General features: G+C 68.6%; 24 protein-coding genes. 15 read left to right on the top strand and 9 right to left on the bottom strand.

Features of this window, described 5'->3' with window-relative positions; translation table 11 throughout:
• The first annotated feature begins 69 nt into the window (after positions 1–69).
• The 4 genes from AC4HOU_RS17785 to AC4HOU_RS17770 all read left to right on the top strand — a co-directional run bounded on the left by AC4HOU_RS17785 (position 70) and on the right by AC4HOU_RS17770 (position 4,508).
• A complete protein-coding gene (locus tag AC4HOU_RS17785; protein ID WP_163809141.1) occupies positions 70–1,512 on the top strand; it encodes an MFS transporter in 1,443 nt (480 codons plus the stop codon).
• 77 nt (positions 1,513–1,589) lie between these two features.
• Positions 1,590–2,219 carry a CHAP domain-containing protein gene (locus tag AC4HOU_RS17780; protein WP_194991502.1) on the top strand — a complete coding sequence of 210 codons (630 nt, stop codon included), beginning with the start codon at positions 1,590–1,592 and terminating at the stop codon, positions 2,217–2,219.
• Between the two features lie 254 nt (positions 2,220–2,473).
• Entirely contained in the window at positions 2,474–3,616 is a 1,143-nt protein-coding gene (locus AC4HOU_RS17775; RefSeq protein ID WP_194991503.1) for a hypothetical protein, read from the top strand.
• Positions 3,617–3,791: 175 nt separating this feature from the next.
• On the top strand, positions 3,792–4,508 hold the full coding sequence (locus AC4HOU_RS17770; RefSeq protein WP_163809147.1) for a DUF1906 domain-containing protein: 717 nt from the start codon (positions 3,792–3,794) through the stop codon (positions 4,506–4,508).
• Positions 4,509–4,511: 3 nt separating this feature from the next.
• Here the strand turns inward: AC4HOU_RS17770 and AC4HOU_RS17765 are convergent, their stop codons facing one another.
• Together AC4HOU_RS17765 and AC4HOU_RS17760 are read right to left on the bottom strand one after the other, a co-directional pair.
• Positions 4,512–4,871, bottom strand: coding sequence for a hypothetical protein (locus tag AC4HOU_RS17765; protein WP_163809149.1), 360 nt, complete (start codon positions 4,869–4,871; stop codon positions 4,512–4,514).
• Between the two features lie 224 nt (positions 4,872–5,095).
• Complete coding sequence (locus tag AC4HOU_RS17760; RefSeq protein WP_490724779.1) at positions 5,096–5,869, bottom strand: Rv1157c family protein; 774 nt, start codon at positions 5,867–5,869, stop codon at positions 5,096–5,098.
• 374 nt (positions 5,870–6,243) lie between these two features.
• Between AC4HOU_RS17760 and AC4HOU_RS17755 the strand changes: the two genes are divergently transcribed.
• Positions 6,244–7,500: a mannosyltransferase gene (locus AC4HOU_RS17755; protein ID WP_163809153.1), complete on the top strand. Its 1,257-nt coding sequence runs from the start codon at positions 6,244–6,246 to the stop codon at positions 7,498–7,500.
• On the opposite strand, the gene AC4HOU_RS17750 is transcribed toward AC4HOU_RS17755, so the two are convergent.
• Both AC4HOU_RS17750 and AC4HOU_RS17745 read right to left on the bottom strand, forming a co-directional pair.
• Positions 7,439–7,738 (bottom strand): 4a-hydroxytetrahydrobiopterin dehydratase, encoded by a 300-nt coding sequence (locus tag AC4HOU_RS17750; protein ID WP_194990327.1) that lies wholly within the window; start codon positions 7,736–7,738, stop codon positions 7,439–7,441. The genes AC4HOU_RS17755 and AC4HOU_RS17750 overlap by 62 nt on opposite strands.
• Positions 7,739–7,952: 214 nt before the next feature.
• On the bottom strand, positions 7,953–8,129 hold the full coding sequence (locus tag AC4HOU_RS17745) for a hypothetical protein (RefSeq protein WP_085996247.1): 177 nt from the start codon (positions 8,127–8,129) through the stop codon (positions 7,953–7,955).
• Positions 8,130–8,403: 274 nt separating this feature from the next.
• Between AC4HOU_RS17745 and typA the strand changes: the two genes are divergently transcribed.
• The 5 genes from typA (at position 8,404) to AC4HOU_RS17720 (ending at position 13,688) form a co-directional block, all read left to right on the top strand.
• Positions 8,404–10,305: a translational GTPase TypA gene (gene typA, locus AC4HOU_RS17740; protein WP_163809158.1), complete on the top strand. Its 1,902-nt coding sequence runs from the start codon at positions 8,404–8,406 to the stop codon at positions 10,303–10,305.
• Positions 10,306–10,440: 135 nt separating this feature from the next.
• The gene (locus tag AC4HOU_RS17735) at positions 10,441–12,186 is read left to right on the top strand and encodes an ABC transporter family substrate-binding protein (protein ID WP_163809883.1); all 1,746 of its coding nucleotides are present in this window, start codon (positions 10,441–10,443) and stop codon (positions 12,184–12,186) included.
• Positions 12,183–13,076 (top strand): N-acetyl-1-D-myo-inositol-2-amino-2-deoxy-alpha-D-glucopyranoside deacetylase, encoded by an 894-nt coding sequence (mshB, locus tag AC4HOU_RS17730; RefSeq protein WP_490724778.1) that lies wholly within the window; start codon positions 12,183–12,185, stop codon positions 13,074–13,076. The genes AC4HOU_RS17735 and mshB overlap by 4 nt, the downstream gene beginning before the upstream one ends.
• Before the next feature lie 10 nt (positions 13,077–13,086).
• Entirely contained in the window at positions 13,087–13,245 is a 159-nt protein-coding gene (locus tag AC4HOU_RS17725) for a hypothetical protein (protein WP_014352710.1), read from the top strand.
• On the top strand, positions 13,242–13,688 hold the full coding sequence (locus tag AC4HOU_RS17720) for a hypothetical protein (protein ID WP_194990329.1): 447 nt from the start codon (positions 13,242–13,244) through the stop codon (positions 13,686–13,688). Before AC4HOU_RS17725 ends, AC4HOU_RS17720 begins: the two co-directional genes overlap by 4 nt.
• A 38-nt stretch (positions 13,689–13,726) precedes the next feature.
• On the opposite strand, the gene AC4HOU_RS17715 is transcribed toward AC4HOU_RS17720, so the two are convergent.
• The 5 genes from AC4HOU_RS17715 to AC4HOU_RS17695 form a co-directional block, all read right to left on the bottom strand.
• Positions 13,727–14,179, bottom strand: a complete 453-nt coding sequence (locus AC4HOU_RS17715) for a DUF4231 domain-containing protein (RefSeq protein ID WP_163809163.1) — start codon at positions 14,177–14,179, stop codon at positions 13,727–13,729.
• Complete coding sequence (locus tag AC4HOU_RS17710) at positions 14,176–15,120, bottom strand: PfkB family carbohydrate kinase (RefSeq protein WP_267469612.1); 945 nt, start codon at positions 15,118–15,120, stop codon at positions 14,176–14,178. The genes AC4HOU_RS17715 and AC4HOU_RS17710 overlap by 4 nt, the downstream gene beginning before the upstream one ends.
• Complete coding sequence (locus tag AC4HOU_RS17705; protein WP_490724777.1) at positions 15,096–16,361, bottom strand: TIR domain-containing protein; 1,266 nt, start codon at positions 16,359–16,361, stop codon at positions 15,096–15,098. The genes AC4HOU_RS17710 and AC4HOU_RS17705 overlap by 25 nt, the downstream gene beginning before the upstream one ends.
• 96 nt (positions 16,362–16,457) lie before the next feature.
• On the bottom strand, positions 16,458–18,158 hold the full coding sequence (locus tag AC4HOU_RS17700; RefSeq protein WP_490724776.1) for a PH domain-containing protein: 1,701 nt from the start codon (positions 18,156–18,158) through the stop codon (positions 16,458–16,460).
• Entirely contained in the window at positions 18,155–18,652 is a 498-nt protein-coding gene (locus AC4HOU_RS17695) for a PH domain-containing protein (protein ID WP_195019943.1), read from the bottom strand. The genes AC4HOU_RS17700 and AC4HOU_RS17695 overlap by 4 nt, the downstream gene beginning before the upstream one ends.
• A 99-nt stretch (positions 18,653–18,751) precedes the next feature.
• Here AC4HOU_RS17695 and AC4HOU_RS17690 point away from each other — a divergent pair, with 99 nt between their 5' ends.
• The 5 genes from AC4HOU_RS17690 (at position 18,752) to AC4HOU_RS17670 (ending at position 25,620) form a co-directional block, all read left to right on the top strand.
• On the top strand, positions 18,752–21,337 hold the full coding sequence (locus tag AC4HOU_RS17690; protein ID WP_490724775.1) for a bifunctional FO biosynthesis protein CofGH: 2,586 nt from the start codon (positions 18,752–18,754) through the stop codon (positions 21,335–21,337).
• Positions 21,338–21,446: 109 nt separating this feature from the next.
• Positions 21,447–21,770: a ferredoxin gene (fdxA, locus tag AC4HOU_RS17685; protein WP_014352705.1), complete on the top strand. Its 324-nt coding sequence runs from the start codon at positions 21,447–21,449 to the stop codon at positions 21,768–21,770.
• A 35-nt stretch (positions 21,771–21,805) separates the two neighbouring features.
• Positions 21,806–22,903, top strand: coding sequence for a succinyldiaminopimelate transaminase (gene dapC / locus AC4HOU_RS17680; protein ID WP_490724850.1), 1,098 nt, complete (start codon positions 21,806–21,808; stop codon positions 22,901–22,903).
• Between the two features lie 129 nt (positions 22,904–23,032).
• A complete protein-coding gene (pruA, locus tag AC4HOU_RS17675) occupies positions 23,033–24,673 on the top strand; it encodes an L-glutamate gamma-semialdehyde dehydrogenase (protein WP_490724774.1) in 1,641 nt (546 codons plus the stop codon).
• Positions 24,670–25,620, top strand: coding sequence for a proline dehydrogenase family protein (locus tag AC4HOU_RS17670; RefSeq protein WP_163809186.1), 951 nt, complete (start codon positions 24,670–24,672; stop codon positions 25,618–25,620). Before pruA ends, AC4HOU_RS17670 begins: the two co-directional genes overlap by 4 nt.
• The last annotated feature ends 11 nt before the right edge of the window (positions 25,621–25,631 follow it).

Raw genomic sequence — 25,631 nt, 5'->3', positions numbered from 1 at the left:
CACTATGTCGCGCACGTCACTCGAAATCCAAATTGTGCACCATACACATGATATGTATCGTACACATTCATGACCGCTGTAGCCGACGTGTCCTCGAACACGACCGACAACCGGCGCACACCCGCGCCCGCCGTTCTCATCGCAACGCTCTCGACGGTGGGTGTCGTCGTCTCGCTGATGCAGACGCTGGTCATCCCGATCATTCCGTCGCTGCCCGGCTACCTGAACACCTCCGCGTCCAACGCCGCCTGGGTGGTCACCGCCACGCTGCTGGCCGGTGCGGTGTCCACCCCGATCAGCGGCAGGCTCGGCGATATGTTCGGCAAGCGGCGGGTGCTGCTGGTGAACCTGGGCGCGATGATCGCGGGCTCGGTGATCTGCGCGCTGTCCACCGCGCTGCTGCCCGCGATCGTCGGCCGCTCGCTACAGGGCATGGCGGTCGGGGCGATCCCGCTGGGCATCAGCATCATTCGCGACGAGCTGCCGCCCGAGCGGGTGGGTGCGGCCATGGCGACGATCAGCGCGACCCTCGGCGTTGGCGGTGCGATCGGCATGCCGTTCGCCGCCTTCATCGCGCAGAACGCCGACTGGCACATGCTGTTCTGGATCTCGGGCGGGCTCGGCCTGCTCTGCCTGCTGGCCGTGGTCACGTTCGTCCCGGAATCGCCGGTGCGCACGCCCGGCCGCTTCGACTTCGGCGGTGCGGTCGGCCTCTCGATCGCATTGCTCGCACTGCTGATCGCGATCAGCAAGGGCGCGGACTGGGGATGGGGGAGCGCGTCGATCCTGACCCTGTTCGCCGTCTCGGTGCTGACGTTCCTCGGCTGGGGCTACTTCGAATTGCGGCAGCGTTCGCCGCTGGTGGATCTGCGGGTGTCGGCGCGGCCGCGCGTGCTGTTCACCAATATCGCTTCGGTGGCCGTCGGTTTCGCGCTCTACGGCATGTCGCTGACCTTCCCGCAGCTGCTCATGGCCCCTGAGGCGACGGGCTACGGCTTCGGATTGTCCATGGTGCAGGCCGGTCTGGTGATGGCGCCGGGCGGACTGGTGATGATGCTGCTCTCGCCGGTATCGGCGCGGTTGTCCGCGGCACGCGGGCCCAAGTTCACCCTCGCGGTCGGCTCCGGCGTGATCGCCATCGGCTACCTGTGCGCGCTGGTGTTGATGAACAGCGTCTGGCAGATCGGGCTGGCCGGCGTGATCGTCGCCGGCGGTGTCGGCCTGGCCTATGCCGCGATGCCCGCGCTGATCATGGGCGCGGTGCCGCTGAGTGAGACGGCGGCGGCCAACGGCCTCAACTCGCTGATGCGCTCCATCGGCACGTCCACCTCGGCGGCGGTGATGAGCGTTGTGCTCGCGCATATGACCATCTCGCTGGCCGGGCACGCGCTGCCCTCCCGCGACGGCTTCCACACCGCCTTCCTCATCTCGGTGGCCGCGGCGGTCGTGGCGATCGTGCTCACCAGCCTGATTCCGATGGGGAAGAAGGAGCCCGCGGCTGTATCCGACTGAGGCGGGAACCACTCGGCCGTGCCGAACGTCCAATGAGGTAGGGCAACGCGGGTAGCCCCTGGATGAACGGAGCCGGGATGACGCAGCGGGGAGCCGCATCGACGACGATGCGAGCGGAGGGGCGCGGTGCCGGTGGATGGTTGATCGCGGGACTGCTGATCGTCGCGATGGTCGTCGCGGGCGTGGCCGGTGTGCGCTGGTGGCAGGAGCGCGACACCCATTCGGCCGTCGTGGGTGAATCACTGCGACAGTTCCCGGAGATCGACGCCGCCGCGCTCAGCTCCGAACAGGCGGCGATCGTTGCCGTGCTGGAGCGGGAATTCGCCGATCCGGGCGAGGGGCCGAAGTACGCGGAGGGTGTCACCGAGCCGTGGTGCGCCGACTTCGTCAGCTGGGTCATGCGCGAGGCCGGCCTGCCGCTGTCGAACCCCAACTCGGGATCATGGCGGATCCCCGGCGTGTACACCCTGCAGGAGTACTACGAATCCGCCGGGCGGTTCGTGCCGATCGGCGCCGGTTACCAGCCGCGCACCGGAGATGTGCTGCTCTACAGCGACAGCAGTCCGTTCACCCAGCACACCAACGTCGTGCTCGGTGCCGAGAACGGCACCGTCACCACGATCGGCGGCAACGAATTCGGCACGGTGCGGATCCATCGGTTCGCCCTCGCCGAGGTGCCCGGCATTGTCGGGTTCGGCCGGATCTGAACCACGCCCGACGAGGTGAATGTTCCGGCGAGCGAACAAAGGGCTCGTCGGACGGGATATCGACGCCTAGCATGTACTTCGGAGGCGCCCGGCAGCGCCGCCACCGATCCCTGTCCTGCTGTCCCCTCATCGGCAGGACGGGGATCACTCTTTTCATGACATGACATGGCCGTCACCGCCATGCGGTCTGATCGACACCCGAATCGCGTACCGTGTCGAACAGTCCGTTGGAGGTGAGGGTCTCGGAACGTCTGATGCAGCCGATAGAGCAAGCGCACAACGATCCGCAATGGATCGAATACGCCGAGTTCGGCGAACGTTTCGTCACCCACGCGGTGACGACCGACCGGATCGAGGCGGCGGTCGCCGGAATCGCGGGCAAGGGCATGAAGTTCGGCCCCTTCTCGGTGGGGCCTGCCGGATTGGCCGGGCTGGTGGCCGAGGGCAAGGTGGGCCGGCCGGTGGTGGTCCGCAGCGGCCCGCACGTCACCTTCGAGATGCGGGTTCCGGTCTCGCTGTCGGTGAAAGTGCTGCTCGGCGGCAAGAAATTGCGGCTGGAGACGGTCGTCGCCATCGATATGACGCTGCACGCGCGCACCGCCGCGCCGCTGCTCATCGTCATCGACATCCCGCCGATCAAACCCGCCGACGTCAGCGTCGTGCTGCGCGCGCAGGCCGTGGACACCGCAGGGGAATGGCTGCTGGATCCGGTGGCCGGGGTGGTGCAACGCGAGGTCGCCCAGCGGGTGAACACGATGCTCGCCGATCCGCAGGCACGCCGTTCGCGGGTCTTCGACGTGGCGGCGATGGTCGCGGGCACGCCGTCCCCGCATCGCGACGACAGCGAGTTCGACTGGATCGGCTACGACGAGTTCGGCCATCGGTTCTTTCCGCTGATCGTCACCAGGGACCGGGTCTTCGAGGTGGTCAAAGGGCTCGCCGGCCGGGCGATCGAGGTGGGTCCGTTCCGCACCGGCCCGCGTGAATCGGCGACGGTGACGGTGCGCGGGGCGGTCCGGCTGCCCGAACTCACCGAACGCCCGCGCCCCGATCCCCGCCATTCGGACGTCGGCTTCGATCTGCTGTTGCCGGTCTGGCTGGACATCACCGTCGACGTCCTCAAGGCCAACCATTACCGCGCCGACGTCCGCATACCGCTGTTGCTCACCGCGCGGGCCGCGGATCCGCTGCTGATCGTCATCGACGTGCCGCCGCCGGACCGCGAGGACATCCGGCTCGAGTTCAGCGCGGTCGGCCTGCGGGCCGCCACCCTCGGCGCGCTCGCGGGCATTCGCAAACAGGTGATCGCGCAGGTCGCGCAGGTGGTGCGCAAGGAACTGGCCGACCCGGCCGGGCGCACCATCGACGTGGGCGCCCGCATCGATGGGACGGTGTGAACACCCCGCTGTGGCATGAGTGATCAGAGTGCCCAGTGGGTCTGGCGGTTCCCATGTGAATGTGGTGGAATGAGTTCACGTTCGAGGCTCCCGGCGCACGAGTGACACTTGGGGAAGGTGCGCCGGGCCGCTGCTCAGTGGTCGGTGTCGTCGGGGGTGGCGAAGGAGTCCAGTGATGCGTTCGTCTCTGTCCCGGCGTGAGCTGTTCGGCTACGCGGCTGCCGCGGCCGTGGTCGGCTCGATCGGCGCCACCGCGAGCCTGCCGCGTGCGCGCGCCGAATCGCTCGGCACCCTCGTCGATTACGCCGCCGGAGTACCGTCGGCGGCCGCCATCCGCGACGCCGGCCATACCGGCGTCATCCGCTACGTCTCCGACCGCCGTCCCGGCGCCGAATGGATGGCGGGCAAACCACTGCTCGCCGCGGAGGTCGAAGATCTCAACGCGGCCGGGCTGACGATCGTGTCGTGCTACCAGTTCGGCAAGGGCCCGACCGCCGACTGGCGCGGTGGTCTGGAAGCCGGCAAGCGGCACGCCGAACGCGGCCTGGAACTGCATCTGGCGGCCGGCGGACCGGAAGGTGTGCCGATCTACGCCTCGATCGACGACAACCCCTCCGCCGCCGATTTCGCCACCATGATCGCGCCCTACCTGCTCGGCTGGCACGCTGTGCTCGGCCGGGAGAACACCGGCGTCTACGCGAACTCGCCCACCATTGATCTCGCCGTCGCCGCGGGCCTGGGATCCTGGTACTGGCAGCACGATTGGGGCACGCCGGAGGGTTATGTGAACCCGGCGGCGCATCTGCATCAGTTCGAGATCGACGACCGCGCCATCGACGGCGTCGGCGTCGATCTCAACAACATCCTCACCGCCGAATACGGAGCCTGGTAGGCCTCAGGTCTGGCAGTGGCAGGCCGGGTCGACCCGCAGATCCGGCTCGTCATCGGGGACCACCCGCAGCATCGGCCTGGACTCCGGGGCCTCATGGTTGCCCATCCAAGACAGCAGCGACCACCGCGACAGCCCCGACAGCGCCGAACCGAGGCTGGCGAAGGATCCCGAGGAGATCACCGAGGCGAACGATCCCACCGAGCCGATCGACAGGATCGATCCCACACTGCCGATGGACAGGATCGAATACGCCGAGCCGATGGACAGGATCGAACCTTCGGAGCGGATGGACAGAATCGACCGGCGCGAACGCCGGCTGCGGACCGAATCGCGGGACTTCATCGAACGTTCGACAGTCGCCATGGGTTCGGTCTACCACAGCGGCGCGGCGCTGCGGGGGAGAACACCAGCGTGATTTCGCGAATGGCATCACAGCGAACCAGTTGTTCCGCTTGCTTACGCAACAACTGAATTCGCGAGATGCGGGTAACTCACCGGGTACGCCCAAAACTTGGTGCGTACCAACCGGCGGCCCGGTGAGTTACCAGCCCGGCTCCCAACTCCCGGCAAAAACGGGGAGAGGCGGATCAGCCGACGGTGAAGAAGCCAAGCGTCGGCAGGAAGTTGCAGGTGCGCGGCGCTGCGTCGGCGGCCTGCGTGGTCAGCGAACCGCCGATCACCGCGACGATGCGGCCGGAGCCGGTGTTCGCGATGGCCGACAGGGTGGCCGGGCCGTCCGGGTTGATCTTGGCCTCGTTGGTCAGCGCCTGGACACCGGACTGGCGGGTGTCGAGGTTGAGCCACTGCACCGTCATCGGCGGGTTCTGCACATCGGTCGGCGACTTGGTGCCGAGCGCGGTGAACACGAACCCGGTCTGGCCTGCCGCAGGCCCGGGCGGGGGCAGCTGGGCCGGGCCGGGCACCGCGAGCGCGGTGCCGACCGAGTCGGCGGAATCGGAGATGCAGCCCTTACCGATGGTCGGGTACAGGAACTGCGCGATGGCCGGGCCCTGCTCCGGTAGGTCGGGGCCACCGCCGCCGCTGCCGTCGAGGAACTTGATGATGCGTTCCAGCGTCGACTTGATCTGCGGCGGCAGATTCAGGGTGGCCAGCAGGGCTTTGGCCTGCTCCAGCAGGGCGGCCTGGGGGCTCGCGGTCTCGGCGGCCGCGATCTGGCCCACGATGGCAGGCGTCAGGGCGGCGAGCGCGTCCACCGGAACGCCCTCGGGAACCATCGGGACGCTGTTCGGCGCCGCGGCGGGCGCCGGGGCCGCGACGGTTGTCGCGGGCGCGGCGAGCATGGCGCTCGCCGCAATGGCGAGCGCGGACAAGGCGATCCGCGATCCTCGGGTGCGAAGCACTGGTCTTGCCGTCCTTACCTCGGGTACATCTGGTCGACGCTGAAAAGCCGTCGTTTCGGGGGTCACTCTAAGGACAACGCCGCATGTTGTACAGCAGCGGTGCCGGAAATGCGCACCGTGGACGAACGTGTTATCAGAAGGTAGCGCCGTTCAGTGTTACTGGTGTGAAAGTTGATGCAAATGTTACTTGTGGTTCGGGGGATGTGTATGCCAGGGCAGCGTGGTCACCGCCCGCACTGCGGTTAATGTAGTCGGAGCCTTCCATTCCAGGCCGCCGAATCGCCCGAACGACGCGATCCGGCCGGCCCCGGCCCGAATCGAAAGTCCCGCATTTGAACCAGCAGAGCGCTCGGACGGACGCATGCCCGCCGGTCGTGCCCGCCCGATCGGCCGCACCGCATCGCTGGGCCACCCACACCCGCTGGGCCGTGGCCGCGCTGGCCGCCAGCGTGCTCGCCCGGCTGCTGTGGATGCTGTTCGCGCCGAACGGCATGAACCTGGTGGACCTGCACGTCTACGTCGACGGCTCGGCGGCCCTGCTCACCGACAAGCTCTACGACTTCACCTACGCGGAGAAGACCCCGGATTTCCCGCTGCCGTTCACCTATCCGCCGTTCGCCGCCGTCGTGTTCTTCCCGCTGCACTATCTGCCCTTCACGGTGGTCGCGATCGCCTGGCTGCTGGCCATCGCGGCAGCGCTGTACGCCATCGTGCGTATCGCGCTGGAACTGATTCTCGGCGCCGAGACCGCGCAGCAGCCGGGCTGGCGCACGGCGTCGATCACCTGGACCGCGATCGGACTCTGGCTGGAGCCGGTGCGAACCACCATGGACTACGGACAGGTCAACGTCTTCCTGGTGCTCGCGGTGATGCTCGCGGTGCGCAGTGCGCGGTGGTGGATCTCCGGCACGCTGGTCGGCGTGGTGGCGGGTATCAAGCTGACGCCCGCGATCAGCGGCCTGTATTTTCTCGCGCGCAGGCGCTGGGCGACGGTGGCGTGGTCGGCGGCGGTCTTCGGCGCGACGGTCGGGCTCAGCTTCCTCATCTCCGCGGGCGAGACCCGGCGCTACTTCGGCACCCTGCTCGGTGACGCCGACCGAATCGGGCCGGTGGGATCGGTGTGGAACCAGTCGCTGCGTGGCGCGCTGAGCCGGCTGCTCGGCTACGACGTGGAGACGGGTCCGTGGTGGGTGGCCTCGGTCGTGCTCGTCGCGGTGCTGGCGCTGCTGGCCTGGCGCACGCTCGGGCCCGACGACCGGCTCGGCACCCTGCTGATGGTGCAGCTGTTCGGATTGCTCATCTCGCCGATCTCGTGGTCACACCATTGGGTCTGGCTGCTGCCGACCGTGCTGTGGCTGCTGTACGGGCCGCTGCGCGAGGTGCCGGGCGCGCGCGTCTTCGCCGGCTACTGGCTGGTGACCGCGCTGGTCGGCGCGCCGTGGGTGCTGTCGTTCTTCCAGGACTCGATCTGGACCATTCCCCGGCCGTGGGTGCTCTCCTGGCTGGGGACGGTCGACGTCGCCGGCGTGCTCGCGATGCTGGTGTGGATCATCTGCGCGCCGCGGCTGCTCACTCGGACTGCGCGGCCAGCCGATCTATCTCGTGCGCCAGCGCCACATCCGACGCGGTGAGCCCGCCCTCGCTGTGCGTGGACAGGGTGAAGGTGACATTGCGCCAGCGGATATCGATATCGGGATGATGGTTGGCGGCCTCGGCCGCGACGGCGACCCGGCGCACCAATTCGATCCCGGCGGGGAACGTCGCGGCTTTGATCGTGCGGCTGATCGAATCCCCTTCGCGGGACCATTCGGGCAGTGAGGTCAAGGCCGCCGATATCTCGTCGTCGGACAGTAATGGGGTAGTGGTCATTGTCTCGTTGTACCCCGGTTGCGCATGATCATGAGCGCAGTCCACGAAACCTCGCAGGATCAGGCGGTGTTCGATTTCGCCTGCTCCGGAGGCCCTGCATGGTGACGCTCCGCTGCCGCTTCCGGCCTTGACCGGATCAGGCGGTGTTCGATTTCGCCTGCTCCGGAGGCCCTGCATGGTGACGCTCCGCTGCCGCTTCCGGGCCCTTGACGGATCAGGCGGCGCGCGCCTTCTTCAGGCCCTTCTTCAGCTCTTTCCCCGTCACACCCGCCGCTTCCAGGCGTTTCATCCGCATGATGACCACAGGGCACTTGATGCACCGCGTCTTCTTGCGGCAGCACTTCTTCTTCGGCTTGAGGCTCGAAACCTTCTTTGCCTTGACCTTGCCCATGGCGAGTAAGCCTACCCTTAGTCGAATGTGGAGTCCCAGGTGCACCTGGGTGCCGGTAGGGTGTATCTGGCCGCGATGCCCGGTGAGTTCCATTCTCCACCTGTTTTGTACAGGGAGCCCCGGCGCGAGGGTCAGGACCCGTAGGCGGCAGCTTGCGTAACCACGTAGGGTCCCGCTCGCGCCGGCATCGAGTACAGCGCGAGCGTCAGGAACCTTGGGGCGCCGGACAGTGAGCACCGTCGCCACCATCTACCGAACAGCAGGAGGAACAAGCGTGTCGTCTGCACGCGATTTTCGCAACGTCGCCATCGTGGCCCACGTCGACCACGGTAAAACGACGTTGGTCGACGCCATGCTGCGCCAATCCGGCGCCTTCGCCGAACGGGCCGAGCTGGTCGACCGGGTCATGGACTCCGGCGACCTGGAACGCGAGAAGGGCATCACCATTCTCGCCAAGAACACCGCGGTGCACCGGCACAACGCCGACGGCTCCGTGACCGTCATCAACGTCATCGATACGCCCGGCCACGCCGACTTCGGCGGTGAGGTCGAGCGCGGCCTGTCCATGGTCGACGGCGTCGTGCTGCTGGTCGACGCCTCCGAGGGTCCGCTGCCCCAGACCCGTTTCGTGCTGCGTAAGGCGCTGGCCGCCTCGCTGCCGGTGATCCTGGTCGTCAACAAGACCGACCGCCCCGACGCCCGGATCGCCGAGGTCGTCGAGGAGAGCCACGATCTGCTGCTCGACCTCGCCTCCGACCTGGACGACGACGCCGCCGAGGCCGCCGAACTCGCCCTCGATCTGCCCGTGCTCTACGCCTCCGGCCGAGAGGGCAAGGCGTCGAAGGTGGCCCCCGAGAACGGGCAGGCCCCCGACGCGGAGAACCTCGACGCCCTGTTCGAGGTGCTGCTCGAGAACATCCCGGCGCCCAAGGGCGATCCGACCGCGCCGCTGCAGGCGCACGTCACCAACCTCGACGCCTCGGCCTTCCTGGGCCGGCTCGCGCTGGTGCGCATCCACAACGGCGAGCTGCGCAAGGGCCAGAACGTGGCCTGGATGCACGCCGACGGCGTCAAGAACGTCAAGATCACCGAGCTGCTGCAGACCATCGGCGTCGAGCGTCAGCCGGGCGAGGTGGCCGTGGCCGGCGATATCGTCGCCGTCGCGGGCATCCCGGACATCATGATCGGCGACACCCTGGCCGACCCGGACAACCCGGTGGCGCTGCCGCGCATCAGCGTCGACGAGCCCGCCATCTCGGTGACCATCGGCACCAACACCTCGCCGCTGGTCGGCCGGGTGCAGGGGCACAAGCTCACCGCGCGCATGGTCAAGTCGCGGCTGGATCAGGAACTGGTCGGCAACGTCTCGCTGCGAGTGCTCGACATCGGCCGCCCCGACGCCTGGGAGGTGCAGGGCCGTGGTGAGCTGGCGCTGGCCATCCTGGTCGAGCAGATGCGCCGCGAGGGCTTCGAGCTGACCGTCGGCAAGCCGCAGGTGGTCACCAAGACCGTCGACGGCAAGGTGCACGAGCCGTACGAAGAGCTCACCATCGACTGCCCCGACGAGTACCTCGGCGCCATCACCCAGCTGCTGGCCGCCCGCAAGGGCAAGATGGTCCAGATGAACAACCACGCCGCGGGCTGGGTGCGGATGGAGTTCATCGTGCCCTCGCGTGGCCTGATCGGTTTCCGCACCGATTTCCTCACCGAGACCCGCGGCACCGGCATCGCCAACGCCGTCTTCCACGGCTACGCGCCGTGGGCCGGTGAGATCCGCGCGCGCCACACCGGTTCGCTGGTCTCCGACCGTGCGGGCACCGTCACCCCGTTCGCCATGATCCAGCTCGCCGACCGCGGCCAGTTCTTCGTGGAGCCGGGTGCGGACACCTACGAGGGCATGGTCGTCGGCATCAACCCGCGCGCCGAGGATCTCGACATCAATGTCACCAGGGAGAAGAAGCTCACCAACATGCGCTCCTCCACCGCCGACGTGATGGAGACCCTGGCCAAGCCGCTGCAGCTCGACCTCGAAGGCGCCATGGAGTTCTGCGCCGCCGACGAATGCGTCGAGGTCACCCCCGAGGTGGTACGGGTGCGCAAGGTGACCCTGTCCGCCACCGACCGGGCCAGGGAGACCTCCCGGCGCAAGGCCCGCGACCGCGCGGCCGCGCAGTAGGCCGACGACCAGGCGAGATCCCACGCCGTGCCGCGAAACCGCCGGGCCCCGTGCTCGGCGGTTTCGCGTACACGGCCGAGCACGACATGGCGAGGTAGAGTGCCGAGGGTGAATTCGGGGGCGCGACGGCGCGCGATGTGGCGCGCGATGCTGGTTGTGATGACGGCGTTGCTGCCGGTGGTCGCCGGGTGCACCGCGAACCCGCCGCCGCCGATCGAGAGCACCGACAGTCCGAAGACGACGCCGGCCGAGCCGGGCAAGAACACCGTCGTGGTGGCCATCGACGACATCGGCATCGGCTTCAATCCGCATCTGCGCTCGGATCAGTCGCCTGCGACGGCGGCGGTCAGCTCGATGGTGCTGCCGAGCCCGTTCCGTCCGGTGCCCGATCCCGCGGTGCCCGGCGGCACGCAGTGGGTGCCCGATTCGGCGCTGGTCGAGCAGGCCGAGGTGACCTCGCACGAACCGTTCACCATCACCTACAAGCTGCGCAATCAGGCCAACTGGTCCGACGGTGCGCCGATCGCCGCCGAGGATTTCCGGTTCCTGTGGCGGCAGATGATCACCCAGCCCGGCGTGGTGGATCCGGCGGGCTACCGGTTGATCTCCGACGTCGCGTCGACGGCGGGCGGTAAGACCGTCACCGTCACCATGGCGGCACCGTATCCGGCGTGGCGGCAGTTGTTCGCGAATCTGCTGCCCTCACATCTGGTGAAGGATTCGCCGGGCGGTTTCCAGCGCACGCTGACCGAGGGCATCGCGGTGTCCGGCGGCAGCTTCAAGATCAAATCCGCCGATCAGGGCCGGGACGAGATCCTGCTCGAACGCAACGACCGGTACTGGGGCAAGCCCGCGGTGCCGGATCAGATCCTGTTGCGCCGCGGCGGAACTCCCGCGCAGGTGGCGGATTCGCTGCGCACCGGCGACGCGCAGATGGCGCTGGTGCACGGCGGCGTGGCGACCCAGGCGCAGCTGGCGGCCATCCCGTCGGTGCGCACGGCGATCATGCCGCAGGCGCGGGAACTGCAATTCGTGTTGAACGGCCGCAGCGGCGATCTGGTGGACCCGCGGGTGCGCACGGCGGTGCTCGCCCTGCTCGATCCGGCGCTGCTGGCCACCGTCGGCGCGCAGACCGGCGGCTGGGTGGAACCGGTGCGCGCGCAGGTGCTCTCGCCGTCGGATCCCGGCTATGTGCCGACCGCGCCGCCGCGCCCGAGTCAGGACGAGGCCTTCGCCCTGCTCGCCGAATCCGGGTACGGGCGGGCCCCGGAACCACCGCCCGTGGTCTCGGCCACCTCGCCCGCGCCGCGCCCGCGCCCGGTGGCCAAGGACGGCAAATCGCTGACCATTCGGATCGGCGCCGTCGCCAACGACCCCACCGCGCTCGCCGTCGCCCATACCGCCGCCGACCAGCTGCGCAGCGCGGGTATCGACGCCAGCGTGCGCAGCGTCGCCGGTGACGAGCTGTACGGCAAGGAGCTGGTCGAGGGCACCATCGACGCCATCGTCGGCTGGGAGGTGGCGGGTTCGGACCCGGCCACCGTGCTGGCCTCCCGGTACGGCTGCCCGCCGGTGACACCGCCCGGCCCGGACGGCGATCCCGACCCCGATGCCGAAGTGGTCCGGCTGGCGCCGAGCAACCTGTCGGGCATCTGCGATCCGGGCGCCCAGCCCGCCGTCGACGGTGCGCTGGTGGGCATCGAGACCGCCCGGGTGCTCGCCGAGGCCGAACCACGCCTGTGGGCGGCGGCGACGGTACTGCCGATCGTGCAGGACAACGTGGTCGCGGCCTCGGGGCCGTCCGTGGACGGCGCCTCGCTCAGCGGCGCCATCCAGGTCGGCATCTTCGGCGACGCGGCGAACTGGCGGCGGGTCGGATGAGCGGGCCTGCCACCGGTACCGGCGGCCTGCTGCTGGTGCACGCGCACCCGGACGACGAATCGATCACCACCGGCGGCACCATCGCCCACTATCGCCGTCGGGGGATCCCGGTCACCGTGGTCACCTGCACCCTCGGTGAAGAGGGCGAGGTGATCGGTGCGCAGTGGGCGCAGCTGAGCGCCGAGCACGCCGATCAGCTCGGCGGCTACCGCATCCTCGAACTCACCAGGGCGCTGGCCGCGCTCGACGCCGCGCCGCCGCGTTTCCTCGGCGGCGCCGGACGCTGGCGGGATTCCGGGATGGCGGGCACCCCGAGCGCCGAGCATCCGCGCGCGTTCGTCCGGTCGGGCCGGGAAGCGGTCGACGCGCTGACCGAGATCGTGCTCGAACTGCGGCCAAGGGTGGTGGTGGGCTACGACCCGGAGGGCGGTTACGGCCATCCCGACCATGTGCGGGCCCATCAGATCACCACCGAAGCGGTGCATGCGGCGGCCGAACGTGGCTGGGACACACCGAAGTTCTACTGGACGGTGACCGACGCCGACCTGCTGGCACTGCACACCGAGGCGTTGGCCCGCCGGACGGTGGACGGACTGCCCGGTGCGCTGCCCGCCGGGTGGCGCCTGCCCGCCGAAGGCGAGCTGGCCTGCGTGCCGAGCAGCACCGTCACCACCACCGTCGACGTCTCGGACGTGTTGGCGGCCAAGCGGGAAGCCTTGCGCGCGCACGCCACGCAGGTGACGGTGGCGCCGTCCGGGAGCGAGTTCGCGCTGTCGAACAACATCGCCCAGCCGGTGCTGCCGGAGGAACATTTCGTGCTGGTCCGCGGCGTCCGCGGGCCGCTCGGCCCGGATGGGCGTGAGCACGATCTGTTCGCCGCGCCCGCCTAAACTCGATCGCATGTACAACTGGGAGCTCCAGAACGCCATCGTGGCATTCGTGGAAAGCCTGCGTCCCGGCGCGCAACAGCAGCACGAGCTCTACATGTCGGTGCTGTACGCGTTCGCCGATATGCAGAGCCATCTGCTGACGCTGCTCGGCTACCCGCCGGTCGCGTGACGGCCACCGTGGACGACCAGGCGGGCAAGCCGGCCCCGTCGCGGTCCCGCCTGCGCCTGCCCCGGCCCGTGTACGCCGCACTCGGCGCGCTGATTATGCTCGCGCTGGTCGTCGACGCGGTGATCACGCTGATTCTGGAGGTGCTCTATCTGCCGCTGTATCTGGGCAGCGTCGCCTTCCCGATCGCGGCTCCCATCGCCGGTGTGGTGAACGTACTGCTGGTGCTCGGCGCCCGCACCGTCTCCCCGCGCCCGATCGTCATGCTCATCCCCATCGTCGCGTGGACGCTGTCGTTCCTCGCCGCCGCGAGCTCCGGCCCGGGAGGTGACGTCCCCCTCGGCAGCGACGCCCGCACCCTCCTGCTGATGCTGTTCGGCCTGGCCCCACCCCTGATCTATGTCTATCTGCAGACGAATCGGCCCCGAACGTCACCGTCGAGGTGACGACCGCGCACAGTCGGTACCCGACCCGGGCTCCAGAATCAGAGGCTCTCGGGAATCGTCACCGGCGGGCCGCCCGAGCTACCAGCCTGCCGCTCGTGTTCAGCAGCCCATGTGGTGTTGGTGTCGGATACGAGACTCTCCACCCGCGCCGCGAGGACTGCCCGAGCGTCGGGACCCGCATATGGTCCGGTACTCGCGAGGTAGAGGAACTTCTCGTGTTTCAGTGCTTCGGCAGTGGACCGATATAGCATCCAGTTGGTGTGCCACTGGAACAGCTGCTGCGCGCCCTCGGCGACGACGACGGTCACCGCGACCGCCGCGGTGACCGTCGCCGGGGCCGATAGCGCCGCGAGGACCGGCACGGTCGAGCCCACGACGATCTGGCCGAACTTCACCCGACGGTAGGCGCGCTGAGCCTGCGAGCTCCTCGTGCTGTACCAGCTGATCTGATCGGTCAGCCTTGCCCATACCGGATCGTCGGCTGCGCTCATGGTTCCCCGACCCGGACGTTGCCGGCGTTCAGCCATTCGGCCAGCTCCGCGCGCCCGGGAATGCCGTCGTTGCCGAAAACCGCGCACTTGCGCCCCGCCGACCACGCCGCAATCCGCAATGTCCACTCGATATCCGCGCCCGCGCCGACCGCCCATGCGAACGCGCCATGGAAAGTGTCGCCCGCGCCGCAGGTATCGACAGGATCGACCGCCAGCGCGTCGTATTCGGCGGTGCCCCTGCCATCCAGGTACACACCGCCCGCCGCCCCGCGAGTCGATACCAGCGCTTTCGGCTGGAAATCAGCGAACGCCTTGGCCATACTGCTCTGGAGATCGAGGTCGGGATGCCTGCGCGTGAAGAACTTCTCGGGCGAGACGATGTAGTCCACGTCGGCGAGGAATTCCTCGCTGGACTCTTTGTACCCGCCGGTGTCGATCACAGTGGGAATGCCGAGCGCGCGGCACGTTGAAATCGCGGACTTGCTCAGAACCGGATCGGTGCAGTCCAGCAGGACGACATCGGCGCCGACGAACAGGCCGGGTAGTGAGGCCAGCATGGCCGCATCGGCCCGCGGCTGCGCGGTCCAAATGGTCGTCCGGCTACCGGTGTCCGCGGCCAGGATTACGCTTGAATGCTGACTGGGCTGCTCGGTTTCGTGAAAGGTGGTATCAATCGGCTCCTCCGCCAATTGTTGCCGCAATACTTCAGCGTGCACGCCCACACCACACATGGCACTGAGCTGGACGTTGCCCATGCCGAGGCGTGCAGCCGCGATGGCGCCCCGCCCGGCCGGTCCGCCGACGACTACCGAGTGTCGTCGCACCGGATTCTCGGTGTCTTCGAGTGGATGACTGTCCAGCACGTAGAGGTAATCGATGGTGGCCATGCCGGCGACCACTATTCGGGGGGACGCTTTCAGTTGAAGCTGCCGAGAATCCATTCACTACCTTCTTCCGCCGATGTCGGGGTCCGGAAATCCCGTATTGCTGCTGCCTCGGCGATCGATCGTGTGGTCACGATCGCCGCGGTTGTGTTGCGGCGCAATAGAGTTGCGGGCACACCCGCTGTTTCCGGGTGATGTGTCATCTGATGCAGGATTCTGGCCTTGCTCATGTCCAGTGCCAGCACCATCAGCCCGGGACATTCCAGTGCCGCCGCGAGTCCGATCGTCAATACGGATCTGGAGGGTTGGTTGGGATCGATATACCTACGCCCGTGTTCGGTCAGTTCGACGATGCGGCACCCGTCACCGACGATGTGCTCGGGATCGGTGTACATCCCGACCTCGTACCCGAGTACTTCACCGGCCGGCGATATCGAGAGGGCGTGGACAGCCGGTGGCCACACCCGAATCACCCGCTGCGCCTGGACCAGCGGATCGCGGTCGGTGATCTGTCCGGACAGTAGATGCAGCTGCTCCGGGCGCGGCCCGAGCCCACGTTCGGTGAGTGGTTCGATCAACGTCTCCAGTACATGCCTGGTACGCGAGGTGTGATGGCGTTCGAAGACACCGAATGTCTCCGTGTCGGTGATGATTCTCGCCTCGCCGAAGGGATCCGGTGCATACTGCTGTGCCGTCCGGTGCATTGCGCGGAAGAGCTGTGTGGCGGTTCGGCCGGTTGGCAGGACAAGGCTTCGGTCCGGTGAATCCTGTGCGATCCGGAAGTAGACGTGTGCTGCGGCTTCAGCAGCCAGCCGATCGTTGTCGAAGGCAATCGTGGTCGCAGGCCATGGGTTGACAGTCTCGTTCTCGTGGGGGGTGGCTCCCCGTTTCGGTTCGAGGGCACGGCCTTCCACCGACGGACGTTTGAGGTCGCCGACGAGGGCGTCGAGGGTGCTGTCACGTTGATCGAGCCAGTCGACCCACTGGGTCGGGGCCAAGTAGTACCCGAGTCGTTCGGGCTGCACCTTCTCCAACCGGACCCAGTAGATCGGGATCTTGGCCTTGTCGGCCAGATGGATCTCCCGCTTGACGTGAACACTGGAATCGGCGGAGGCGCAGAACAACAGAACAAGTGCGGTGGACTCTCGGATTGCGTGTGAAATAGCCTCATCCCAGCTCGAACCGGGCGGAACATCGCGCGGCGCGTACCAGGTGGAGATGTCGTGGCGGGCAAAGTAGTTCGCCATATGTTCGACGACAGCGCGCTTGCTGCTGTGATAGCTGATGAAAACAGCCACTGCCCCTCCGGTGTGCTGTGTCGACCCTCACATCGTATCGGGGACTCAGGTGGGTCGGCTACTCCGCACGGTAGCGCGATTATGTTGAGTCTCGGGCTATTTCGTTCCCAGCCGGCCCGGTGTCACCGTCTCGATGAGAGCCCATGCCTGATCGAGCGGTAGGTCGATGACGTGGTAGCGCTTTTTGCCTGCGGCGGTGGCGGCGGTGACGGTGGCCAGGCCGGCGCGGCGTTGCCAGAACGTCTGGCGGACGGTCCAGCCGATGATGCCGGGCGCTTCCAGGCAGTCGCGGTCGCGGTCGAGGGAACCGGAGCGGGTGATCAGCCAGGTGGGGGCGGTCGCGGTGGCGGGGAGGACGGCGTGTCCGAGGCCGCGGTAGCGATCCTCGGCCAGGGCCGCGGTGAGCGGGATCAGGGCGGCCGGAAGCAGCCACCACCACGGGGAGATCGATGCACCGGTCAGAGCGGAGAGCAGCAGCACGGCGGCGACCACGGGGACCGGCCACATGGCGTGGGTGTAGCGGCGGCGCCGCGCGGCCGGGCCGTGCGGGGTGAGCTCCACCCGCGCGGGTGCCGCGGCCGCGACGATCGCGGGAGCGCTCATCCCGGCGGCGCGGGCGTGGGAGGTCCCGGCCGGATACTTCGCCGCATGCGGGCTCAGCAGGTGCGCGAGAGTGTGGTCGACGGCGGCACGCGGCGCCTGCGGCAGGATCTTCTGACGCGGGTTCTGCCCGGTCATGATGGCCTCGAGCGCGGCACCGCCGGCCAGGCGCAGCAGCAGCGGCTCGTTGACGGTGGCACCGCGGAACCGCGCGAGATCGAGGGTGACCTGCCTGGTGGTGAACAGGCCGTAACGCAGATGCAGGGTGGTGCCGTTATCGGTGACCCGTAGGCCGAAATAGGTCGCGAGGTAGTGCGCGCAGGCGGCCAGGCTCGTCACCAGGACGACGGCGATCAGCAGTCCGAGTCCGAACAGGATCAGCAGCAGCGTGCCGCGACCCTCGACCGAATGCACCGCGTCCGAGCGGAACACCACTTCGCCGAGGCCGTACTGGAACCCGACGCCGACGATCGGCGCGACGATGGCGAAACCGGTCAGCGACAGCGGCGCGTAGCGCACCCAGGCCGCGCGCCAGTGCCCGATCTCGCGGCCACGATCCACCCGGGCGGCGTCGGTGGTGAGCCCGGTGGCGTCGAGTTCGGCCTGCGGCGGTGGACCTTCGGGCCGGTCGGCGTCGACGTGTGGATCCCTGGTGTGCGCGAGCAGTTCGGTGCGCAGCGCGGGCACCACGTCCGCGTCCAGGGCGTCGAGCTGGAATTTCTCCCCGGATTCGGCGTGCCGGCCGGTGCCGATGGCCAGTACCGCGAGCCCGAGGATCCGGTGCAGCAGGTCGGCCTCGATATCCACCGACCGGATCCGGGAACGCGGCACCGCCAGTTTCTTGCGCTGGAGTAAGCCGGTGCGCAGTTCGACGTGGGTCGGCCCGACCCGGTAGGTGGTGGTGAACCAGCGGGTGAGCGCGTAGCCGACGATAGCGACGAACGGGATGACGCTCCACCCGTGGTTGCCGCTGCTGGTGCCGAGGATCAGCGTGCCGAGCAGCACCGGGATGAACCGGACGACTTCGTCGACCGGATGCACCAGCAGCATCCGCTTGTCCAGCCGCAGCCAGGGCAGCTCGGCCTGCGGCCCCGAGAGCTCGGCCTGCGGCCCAGATAGCTCGGCCTGCGGCTCCGGTCGCTCGGCCTGCGGCCCCGACTGGTCGGCGCCGGGCCCACCGCCGGGTGCTGCGCTCATGTCGCGTCTCCGCGGTGCAGCGCCGCGATCTCGGTCAGCCGGGTCACCGTCTGCTCGGCCACCGGCTGTTCCAGCCCGCTGATCTCCACCGCGCCCGCCGAGGACGCCGTGGTGACGGTGACCGTCGCCAGCCCCAGCAGACGCTCCAGTGGCCCGCGTTCGGTGTCGACGGTCTGGATGCGCGAGATCGGCGCGACCCGGCTCTCCTGGGTCAGCCAGCCGACCCGCGTGTACACCGCCTGATCGGTGACTTCCCAGCGATGCACCCGGTAGCGCCACCACGGCACCACGGCGATGCTGATCGCCGCGATCACGAGGACGAGCACGGTGGCCGTGCCCTGCAGCGAACGATGAGCCGAGTCGAAGGCCGCCCAGACCAGCAGCGCCACCAGCGGGATGAGCCAGGCCAGTACCGATTGCAGGGTCCAGAGCAGTTTCGCTGTGGGACTCGGACGCCAGGCCGGCTCGGCCATGATCGTGCGCGGCTGCGACATGATTGCCATCGTGGCACGCCGTGGCTGGAATAGCCCGCGAGGCCGGGGAGTTGTCAACGCTCACAAGCCTGGAGGGAGACAGTTCCGGATGTGTGGCGCATGATCGAGGGCGTGATCGACCTACCCGAGCCGACCGTTCCGTCCCCACCGCCGAGCTCATCGGCCATGCGCCGGGCCCTGCGCCGGGCCCGCGACGGGGTGACCCTGAATGTCGACGAGGCCACGGTCTTGCTGCACGCCACCGGCGACGACCTCGCCGATCTGTGCCGCAGCGCGGCCAGGGTGCGTGATGCAGGCCTGGAATCGGCGGGCAGGCCCCGGACGATCACCTATTCGCGCAATGTCTTCATCCCGCTCACCCACCTGTGCCGGGACAAATGCCACTACTGCACCTTCGTCACCGTGCCCGGCAAGCTGCGCGCCGAGGGCCGGGGGATGTTCCTGGAGCCGGATGAGGTGCTCGACATCGCGCGGCGCGGGGCGGAGCTGGGCTGCAAGGAGGCGCTGTTCACCCTCGGTGATCGGCCGGAGGACCGCTGGCCGGAGGCCGCCCAGTGGCTCGATGAACGCGGCTACGACTCCACCCTCGACTATCTGCGCGCGGTCTCGATCCTGGTGCTGGAGGAGACCGGCCTGCTACCGCACCTGAACCCAGGGGTCATGAGCTGGGAGGAGATCTCGCGGCTCAAGCCGGTGGCCCAGTCCATGGGCATGATGCTGGAAACCACCGCGACCAGGTTGTTCACCGAGAAGGGCAACTGCCATTACGGCAGTCCCGACAAGGATCCGGCGGTGCGGCTGCGCGCCATCACCGACGCGGGCCGGCTCTCGGTGCCCTACACCACCGGCATCCTGGTCGGCATCGGTGAGACGATGGCCGAGCGGGCCGAGTCGATCATGGCGATCCGCAAGCAGCACAAGGCATTCGGGCATATCCAGGAAGTCATCGTGCAGAACTTCCGCGCCAAAGACGACACCGCCATGCGCGACGCCCCCGACGCGAACATCGACGAATTCCTGGCCACCATCGCGGTGACCAGGCTGCTGCTCGGCCCCGACGTCCCCGTGCAGGCCCCGCCGAACCTGGTCTCGCAGGCCGAGTGCACCGCGCTGCTCGGCGCGGGCATCGACGACTGGGGCGGGGTTTCGCCGGTGACACCCGATCACGTCAACCCCGAACGCCCCTGGCCCAACCTCGACACCCTCGCCGAACTCACCGCCGCCGCCGGATTCGAGCTGGTCGAACGCACCTCCGCGCATCCGAAGTACGTGCTCGCGGGCAACCCGTGGGTGGATCCGCGCATCGGGGCGCACGTGGCCGCGCTGACCGATCCGGAAACCGGCCTGGCCAGGCCGGACACCATGCCGGTCGGACTGCCCTGGCAGGAACCCGACGAATCCTGGGAGTCGGCCGGGCGCGTCGACCTCAACACCGCCATCGACACCGACGGCCGCAATACCGATACCCGCAGCGATCTGGGCAGCGCCTTCGGCGATTGGGACACCGTGCGCGAACAGGCCCGCGACCTGGCCGCGACCCCAGAACGCCTCGACGCCGACGTGCTCGACGCGCTGCGCGCCGCCGAACGCGATCCGGCCGGCCTGTCCGACGCGCAGTACCTGGCGCTGGCCACCGCCGACGGCGCCGACCTGGAAGCGGTCGCCGCACTCGCGGACGGCCTGCGCCGCGAGGTCTGCGGCGACGAGGTCACCTACGTGGTGAACCGCAATATCAACTTCACCAATATCTGCTACACCGGCTGCCGGTTCTGCGCGTTCGCCCAGCGCAAGGGCGACGCCGACGCGTTCACCCTGAGCACCGACGAGGTCGCCGACCGGGCCTGGGAGGCGCATGTCGACGGCGCCACCGAGGTGTGTATGCAGGGCGGCATCGATCCGGATCTGCCGGTCACCGGGTACGCGGACCTGGTGCGGGCGGTGAAGGCGCGGGTGCCGTCGATGCATGTGCACGCCTTCTCGCCGATGGAGATCGTCAACGGCGCCTCGCGCGGCGGGCAGAGCGTGCGCGACTGGCTGGTGGCGCTGCAGGAAGCCGGGCTCGACACCATTCCGGGAACCGCCGCGGAAATCCTCGACGACGAGGTGCGCTGGGTGCTCACCAAGGGCAAACTGCCCGCCTCGGCCTGGATCGACGTCATCACCACCGCGCACGAGGTCGGGATCCGGTCGAGTTCGACGATGATGTACGGCCACGTCGACAACCCGAAGCATTGGGTCGGGCACCTGCGGGTGCTGCGCGATATCCAGGATCGCACCGGCGGTTTCACCGAGTTCGTGCCGCTGCCGTTCGTGCATCAGAGTGCCCCGCTGTATCTGGCGGGCGCGGCGCGGCCGGGGCCGACCAACCGGGACAATCGGGCGGTGCACGCGCTGGCCAGGATCATGCTGCACGGGCGCATCGACAACATCCAGACCAGCTGGGTGAAACTGGGCACCACCGGCACCAGGGTGATGCTGGAGAGCGGGGCCAACGATCTCGGTGGCACGCTGATGGAGGAGACCATCTCCCGCATGGCCGGCTCGCAACACGGGTCGGCCAAGACCGTGGCCGAACTCGCCGAGATCGCCGCGGGCATCGGCCGCCCGGTCCGCGAACGCACCACCACCTATGGTGTTCCGGCGGGTCGTGGGCCCGTGGCGGGACTCGAACTATCCATCCACTGAGCCACCGCTCGAAGTTAGGGCAGGCTGACCGAGGGTAACGTGTGAGGCGCCAGGGATACTTGTGCCGGGCGCAGTACCCCCGAGGTGAGGACAGACTAGGAGAACGGCAGTGCCGTACATCATCGCTGAACCGTGCGTTGACGTGAAGGACAAGGCGTGCATCGAGGAATGCCCCGTGGATTGCATCTACGAGGGCGCTCGCATGCTGTACATCCAACCCGACGAGTGCGTGGACTGTGGTGCGTGTGAGCCGGTTTGCCCCGTCGAGGCGATCTTCTACGAAGACGACACCCCGGATCAGTGGAGCGGCTACATCAACGCCAACGTGGACTTCTTCGACGAGCTGGGTTCGCCCGGCGGCGCGACCAAGGTGGGCAAGGTCGATTACGACCCGCCGTTCATCAAGGAACTGCCGCCCATGGCTGCTGAGTGAGCGCTGGGTTGTCGAGTACCGGTCACGCGGCCCGGGTGCGGGTCAGTTCGCTGCTTCCCGATTTCCCGTGGGACACCATCGCGGGCGCCAAGGCGAAAGCCGCCGCGCATCCGGGTGGGATCGTCGACCTCTCGGTCGGTACGCCGGTCGATCCGGTCGATCCGCTGATCCGCGCGGCGCTGAATTCGGTCGCCGAGGTTCCCGGCTATCCGACCACGCACGGCACCCCCGCGCTGCGTGCGGCCGCGGTGGCGGCGTTGCGGCGGCGGTACGGGATCAGCGGGATCGATCCGGCGGCCGTACTTCCGGTGATCGGCACCAAAGAGCTGATCGCCGGACTGCCGCGGCTGCTCGGCCTCGGCGCCGACGACCTGGTGGTGATCCCCGAGGTCGCCTACCCGACTTATGAGGTCGGCGCCCTGCTGGCCGGTACTCGGATCGCCCGCGCGGATGGGCTGACCCAGCTCGGCCCGCAGTCACCCGCGCTGATCTACCTCAACTCGCCGTCGAACCCGACCGGCAAGGTGCTCGGGGTCGAGCATCTGCGCAAGGTCGTCGCGTTCGCCCGCGAACGCGGGGCCATCGTCGCCTCCGACGAGTGCTACCTGGGTTTGAGCTGGGAAGGCCGGGCCGTGTCGGTGCTCGATCCCGAGGTCTGCGACGGCGACCACACCGGTCTGCTCGCGGTGCACTCGCTGTCGAAGACGTCGAACCTGGCCAGCTACCGTGCGGGTTTCGTGACCGGCGACGCCGCACTCATCGCCGAACTGCTCGAGGTGCGCAAGCACTCCGGGATGATGGTGCCGTTCCCGATCCAGGCCGCGATGACGGCCGCGCTCGGCGACGACACCCACGAGAACCAGCAGCGTGAGCGGTACCGCGCCCGCCGCGACACGCTGCGCACCGCACTGCTGGCCGCGGGGTTCCGCATCGACCATTCCGAGGCCGGCCTGTACCTGTGGTCCAGCCGTGACGAACCCTGCCGCGACACCCTCGACTGGCTGGCCGAACGCGGCATCCTCGCCGCCCCCGGCGATTTCTACGGTCCGGCCGGCGCCGAGCATGTGCGCATCGCGCTGACCGCCACCGACGAGCGGATCGCCGAAGCGGCCACCCGGCTCGCCGCGGGCTGAGCGCCGGGCCCGGCCGCATCGCCGCGCGCCTGCCGCACCCGTCCCTGCTCCCCGCACCACCGGCAAACTGCTTCGGTGCAGGTGGGCGTGGTTTCTGCGCCACGCGCCACACCGGAGTTAGCCTGGGTTATGGACGCTGTCACGGTTGTCCCTGCCCCTGCGAACGAGCCGGTGCACAGCTACGCACCGGGCAGTCCCGAGCGGGAGCGGCTGGCGAGCAAGCTGGCCGCCATCTCCGCCGAGAGAGTCGAGATACCGCTGGTGATCGGCGGTAAGCACCGGCCGGGCGTCGGCGCGAGGCACGAGATCGTCGCCCCGCACCGGCACCGCCAGATCCTGGGCACCTACACCGATACCACCCATTCCGAAGCGAGCGGCGCCATCGATGCCGCCATCGCCGCCGCACCCGGCTGGCGCGCGCTGCCGTTCGACGAACGCGCGGCGGTGCTGCTGCGCGCGGCCGATCTGCTGTCCGGGCCGTGGCGGGAAACCATCGCCGCCGCCACCATGCTCGGCCAGTCGAAATCGGTGCAGCAGGCCGAGATCGATGCCCCGTGCGAGCTGATCGATTTCTGGCGGTTCAACGTCGCCTTCGCGCGCGAGATCCTCGAACAGCAACCCCGATCCAGCGCGGGTGTGTGGAACCGGATGGACTACCGGCCGCTCGAGGGTTTCGTCTACGCCATCACCCCGTTCAACTTCACCGCCATCGCGGGCAATCTGCCTACCGCGCCGGCGCTCATGGGCAATACCGTGGTGTGGAAGCCGTCGCCCACCCAGACGCTGGCCGCGTATTACACGATGCGGTTGCTGGAAGCGGCGGGTCTGCCGCCCGGGGTGATCAATATGGTCACCGGCGACGGCGTCGATCTGTCGGAGGTGGCGCTGGCCGACCCGCGGCTGGCCGGCATCCACTTCACGGGCTCCACCACGACCTTCCAGTTCCTGTGGCGTCAGGTCGGCGCGAATATCGGCAAGTACCACGGCTATCCGCGGTTGGTGGGGGAGACCGGCGGTAAGGATTTCATCGTCGCGCATGCCTCGGCCGATCCCGCGGCCCTGACCACCGCGCTCGTCCGCGGGGCCTACGAATATCAGGGCCAGAAGTGTTCGGCGGCCTCCCGCGCCTATCTGCCCCGTTCCCTGTGGCGGCAGATGGGCGACGACTTCCTGGATCTGACCCGGAACCTCGCCTACGGTGACGTCGCCGATCTGTCCAATTTCGGTGGCGCGCTGATCGATCGGCGCGCCTACGACAAGAGCGTGGCCGCCATCGAACGCGCCCGCTCGGCCGGGCTGAGCATCCCGGTCGGCGGCGGCTACGACGATAGTGAGGGCTGGTTCGTCCGGCCGACGGTGCTGCTGGCCGACGATCCGCGCGATGAGGCCTTCACCACAGAGTATTTCGGCCCGATCCTGTCGGTGCACGTCTACGACGACGGCGAGCCCGGCGCCTATTCGTCGATCCTGTCGGAGGTGGAGTCGGCGGCGCCCTACGCGCTGACCGGCGCGGTGTTCGCCCAGGACCGGCATGCCATCGAGCAGGCGTCGGCGGCGTTGCGGTTCGCGGCGGGCAACTTCTACGTCAACGACAAGCCCACCGGCGCGGTCGTCGGGCAGCAGCCCTTCGGCGGGGCGCGCGCCTCCGGCACCGACGACAAGGCCGGCTCGCCGCTGAACCTGCTGCGCTGGGTCGCGCCGCGAGTGATCAAGGAGACCTTCGTCCCACCCGACGATCACCGGTACCCGCATATGGGACAGCAGGCGTGAATCCGCTACGGCCCGCCATCCTCGCCGCTGCCGGGTCGCCGCGGCTGAAACGGCTGGTCACCGGCACGCCGGTGACCGCGGACATCGTGCGGCGATTCGTGGCGGGGGAGACCAGGGCCGAGCTGATCCCGGTGGCCAGGCAGCTGCTCGCGAGCGGGCGCGCGGTGAGCGTGGACTATCTCGGCGAGAACACCACCGACCGCGCGCAGGCCGACGCGGCGGTCGCGGAGTATCTGTCGCTGCTCAACGACCTGTCCGCACTGGATGTTTCGCTCGGTCCCACGGGTGCGGCGCCGCTCGAGGTATCGGTGAAACTGTCGGCGCTGGGGCAGGCGCTGCCCGATGACGGACCAGCCATTGCCACCGAGAATCTGCGGACGTTGTGCACCAAAGCGGTGCAGTCGGGCATCTGGGTCACCGTCGACGCCGAGGACCACACCACCACCGATGCCACCCTGGCGACCGTGTCCGAACTGCGCGAGGAGTTCCCGTGGCTCGGCACGGTATTGCAGGCCTATCTGCGCCGCACCGAGGCCGACTGCCGGGATTTCGCCGGCCCCGGTTCGCGGATCCGGTTGTGCAAGGGTGCCTATCGAGAACCGGAAGAGGTGGCCTATCAGCACCGCGACGAGGTCGACGCCTCCTATCGGCGCTGCCTCGATGTGCTCATGCGCGGCGAGGGCTATCCGATGGTGGCCTCGCACGATCCGGAGATGATCGCCGCCGCCGACTGGCTGCTGGCCGACACCGGGCGCGGTGCGGGTGATGTCGAATATCAGATGCTCTACGGCATCCGCGAGGACGAACAGGCCAGGATCGCCGCCGCCGGGAACACCATGCGGGTGTACGTGCCCTACGGCGACCAGTGGTATGGCTATCTCATGCGCAGGCTGGCCGAGCGGCCGGCCAACCTCGGCTTCTTCCTGCGCGCCCTGGCCGGACGCTGACCGGCCGGCGA

It is taken from the genome of Nocardia sp. JCM 38205, assembly GCF_058222935.1.
This window is presented reverse-complemented; position numbering and strand designations above follow the sequence as displayed.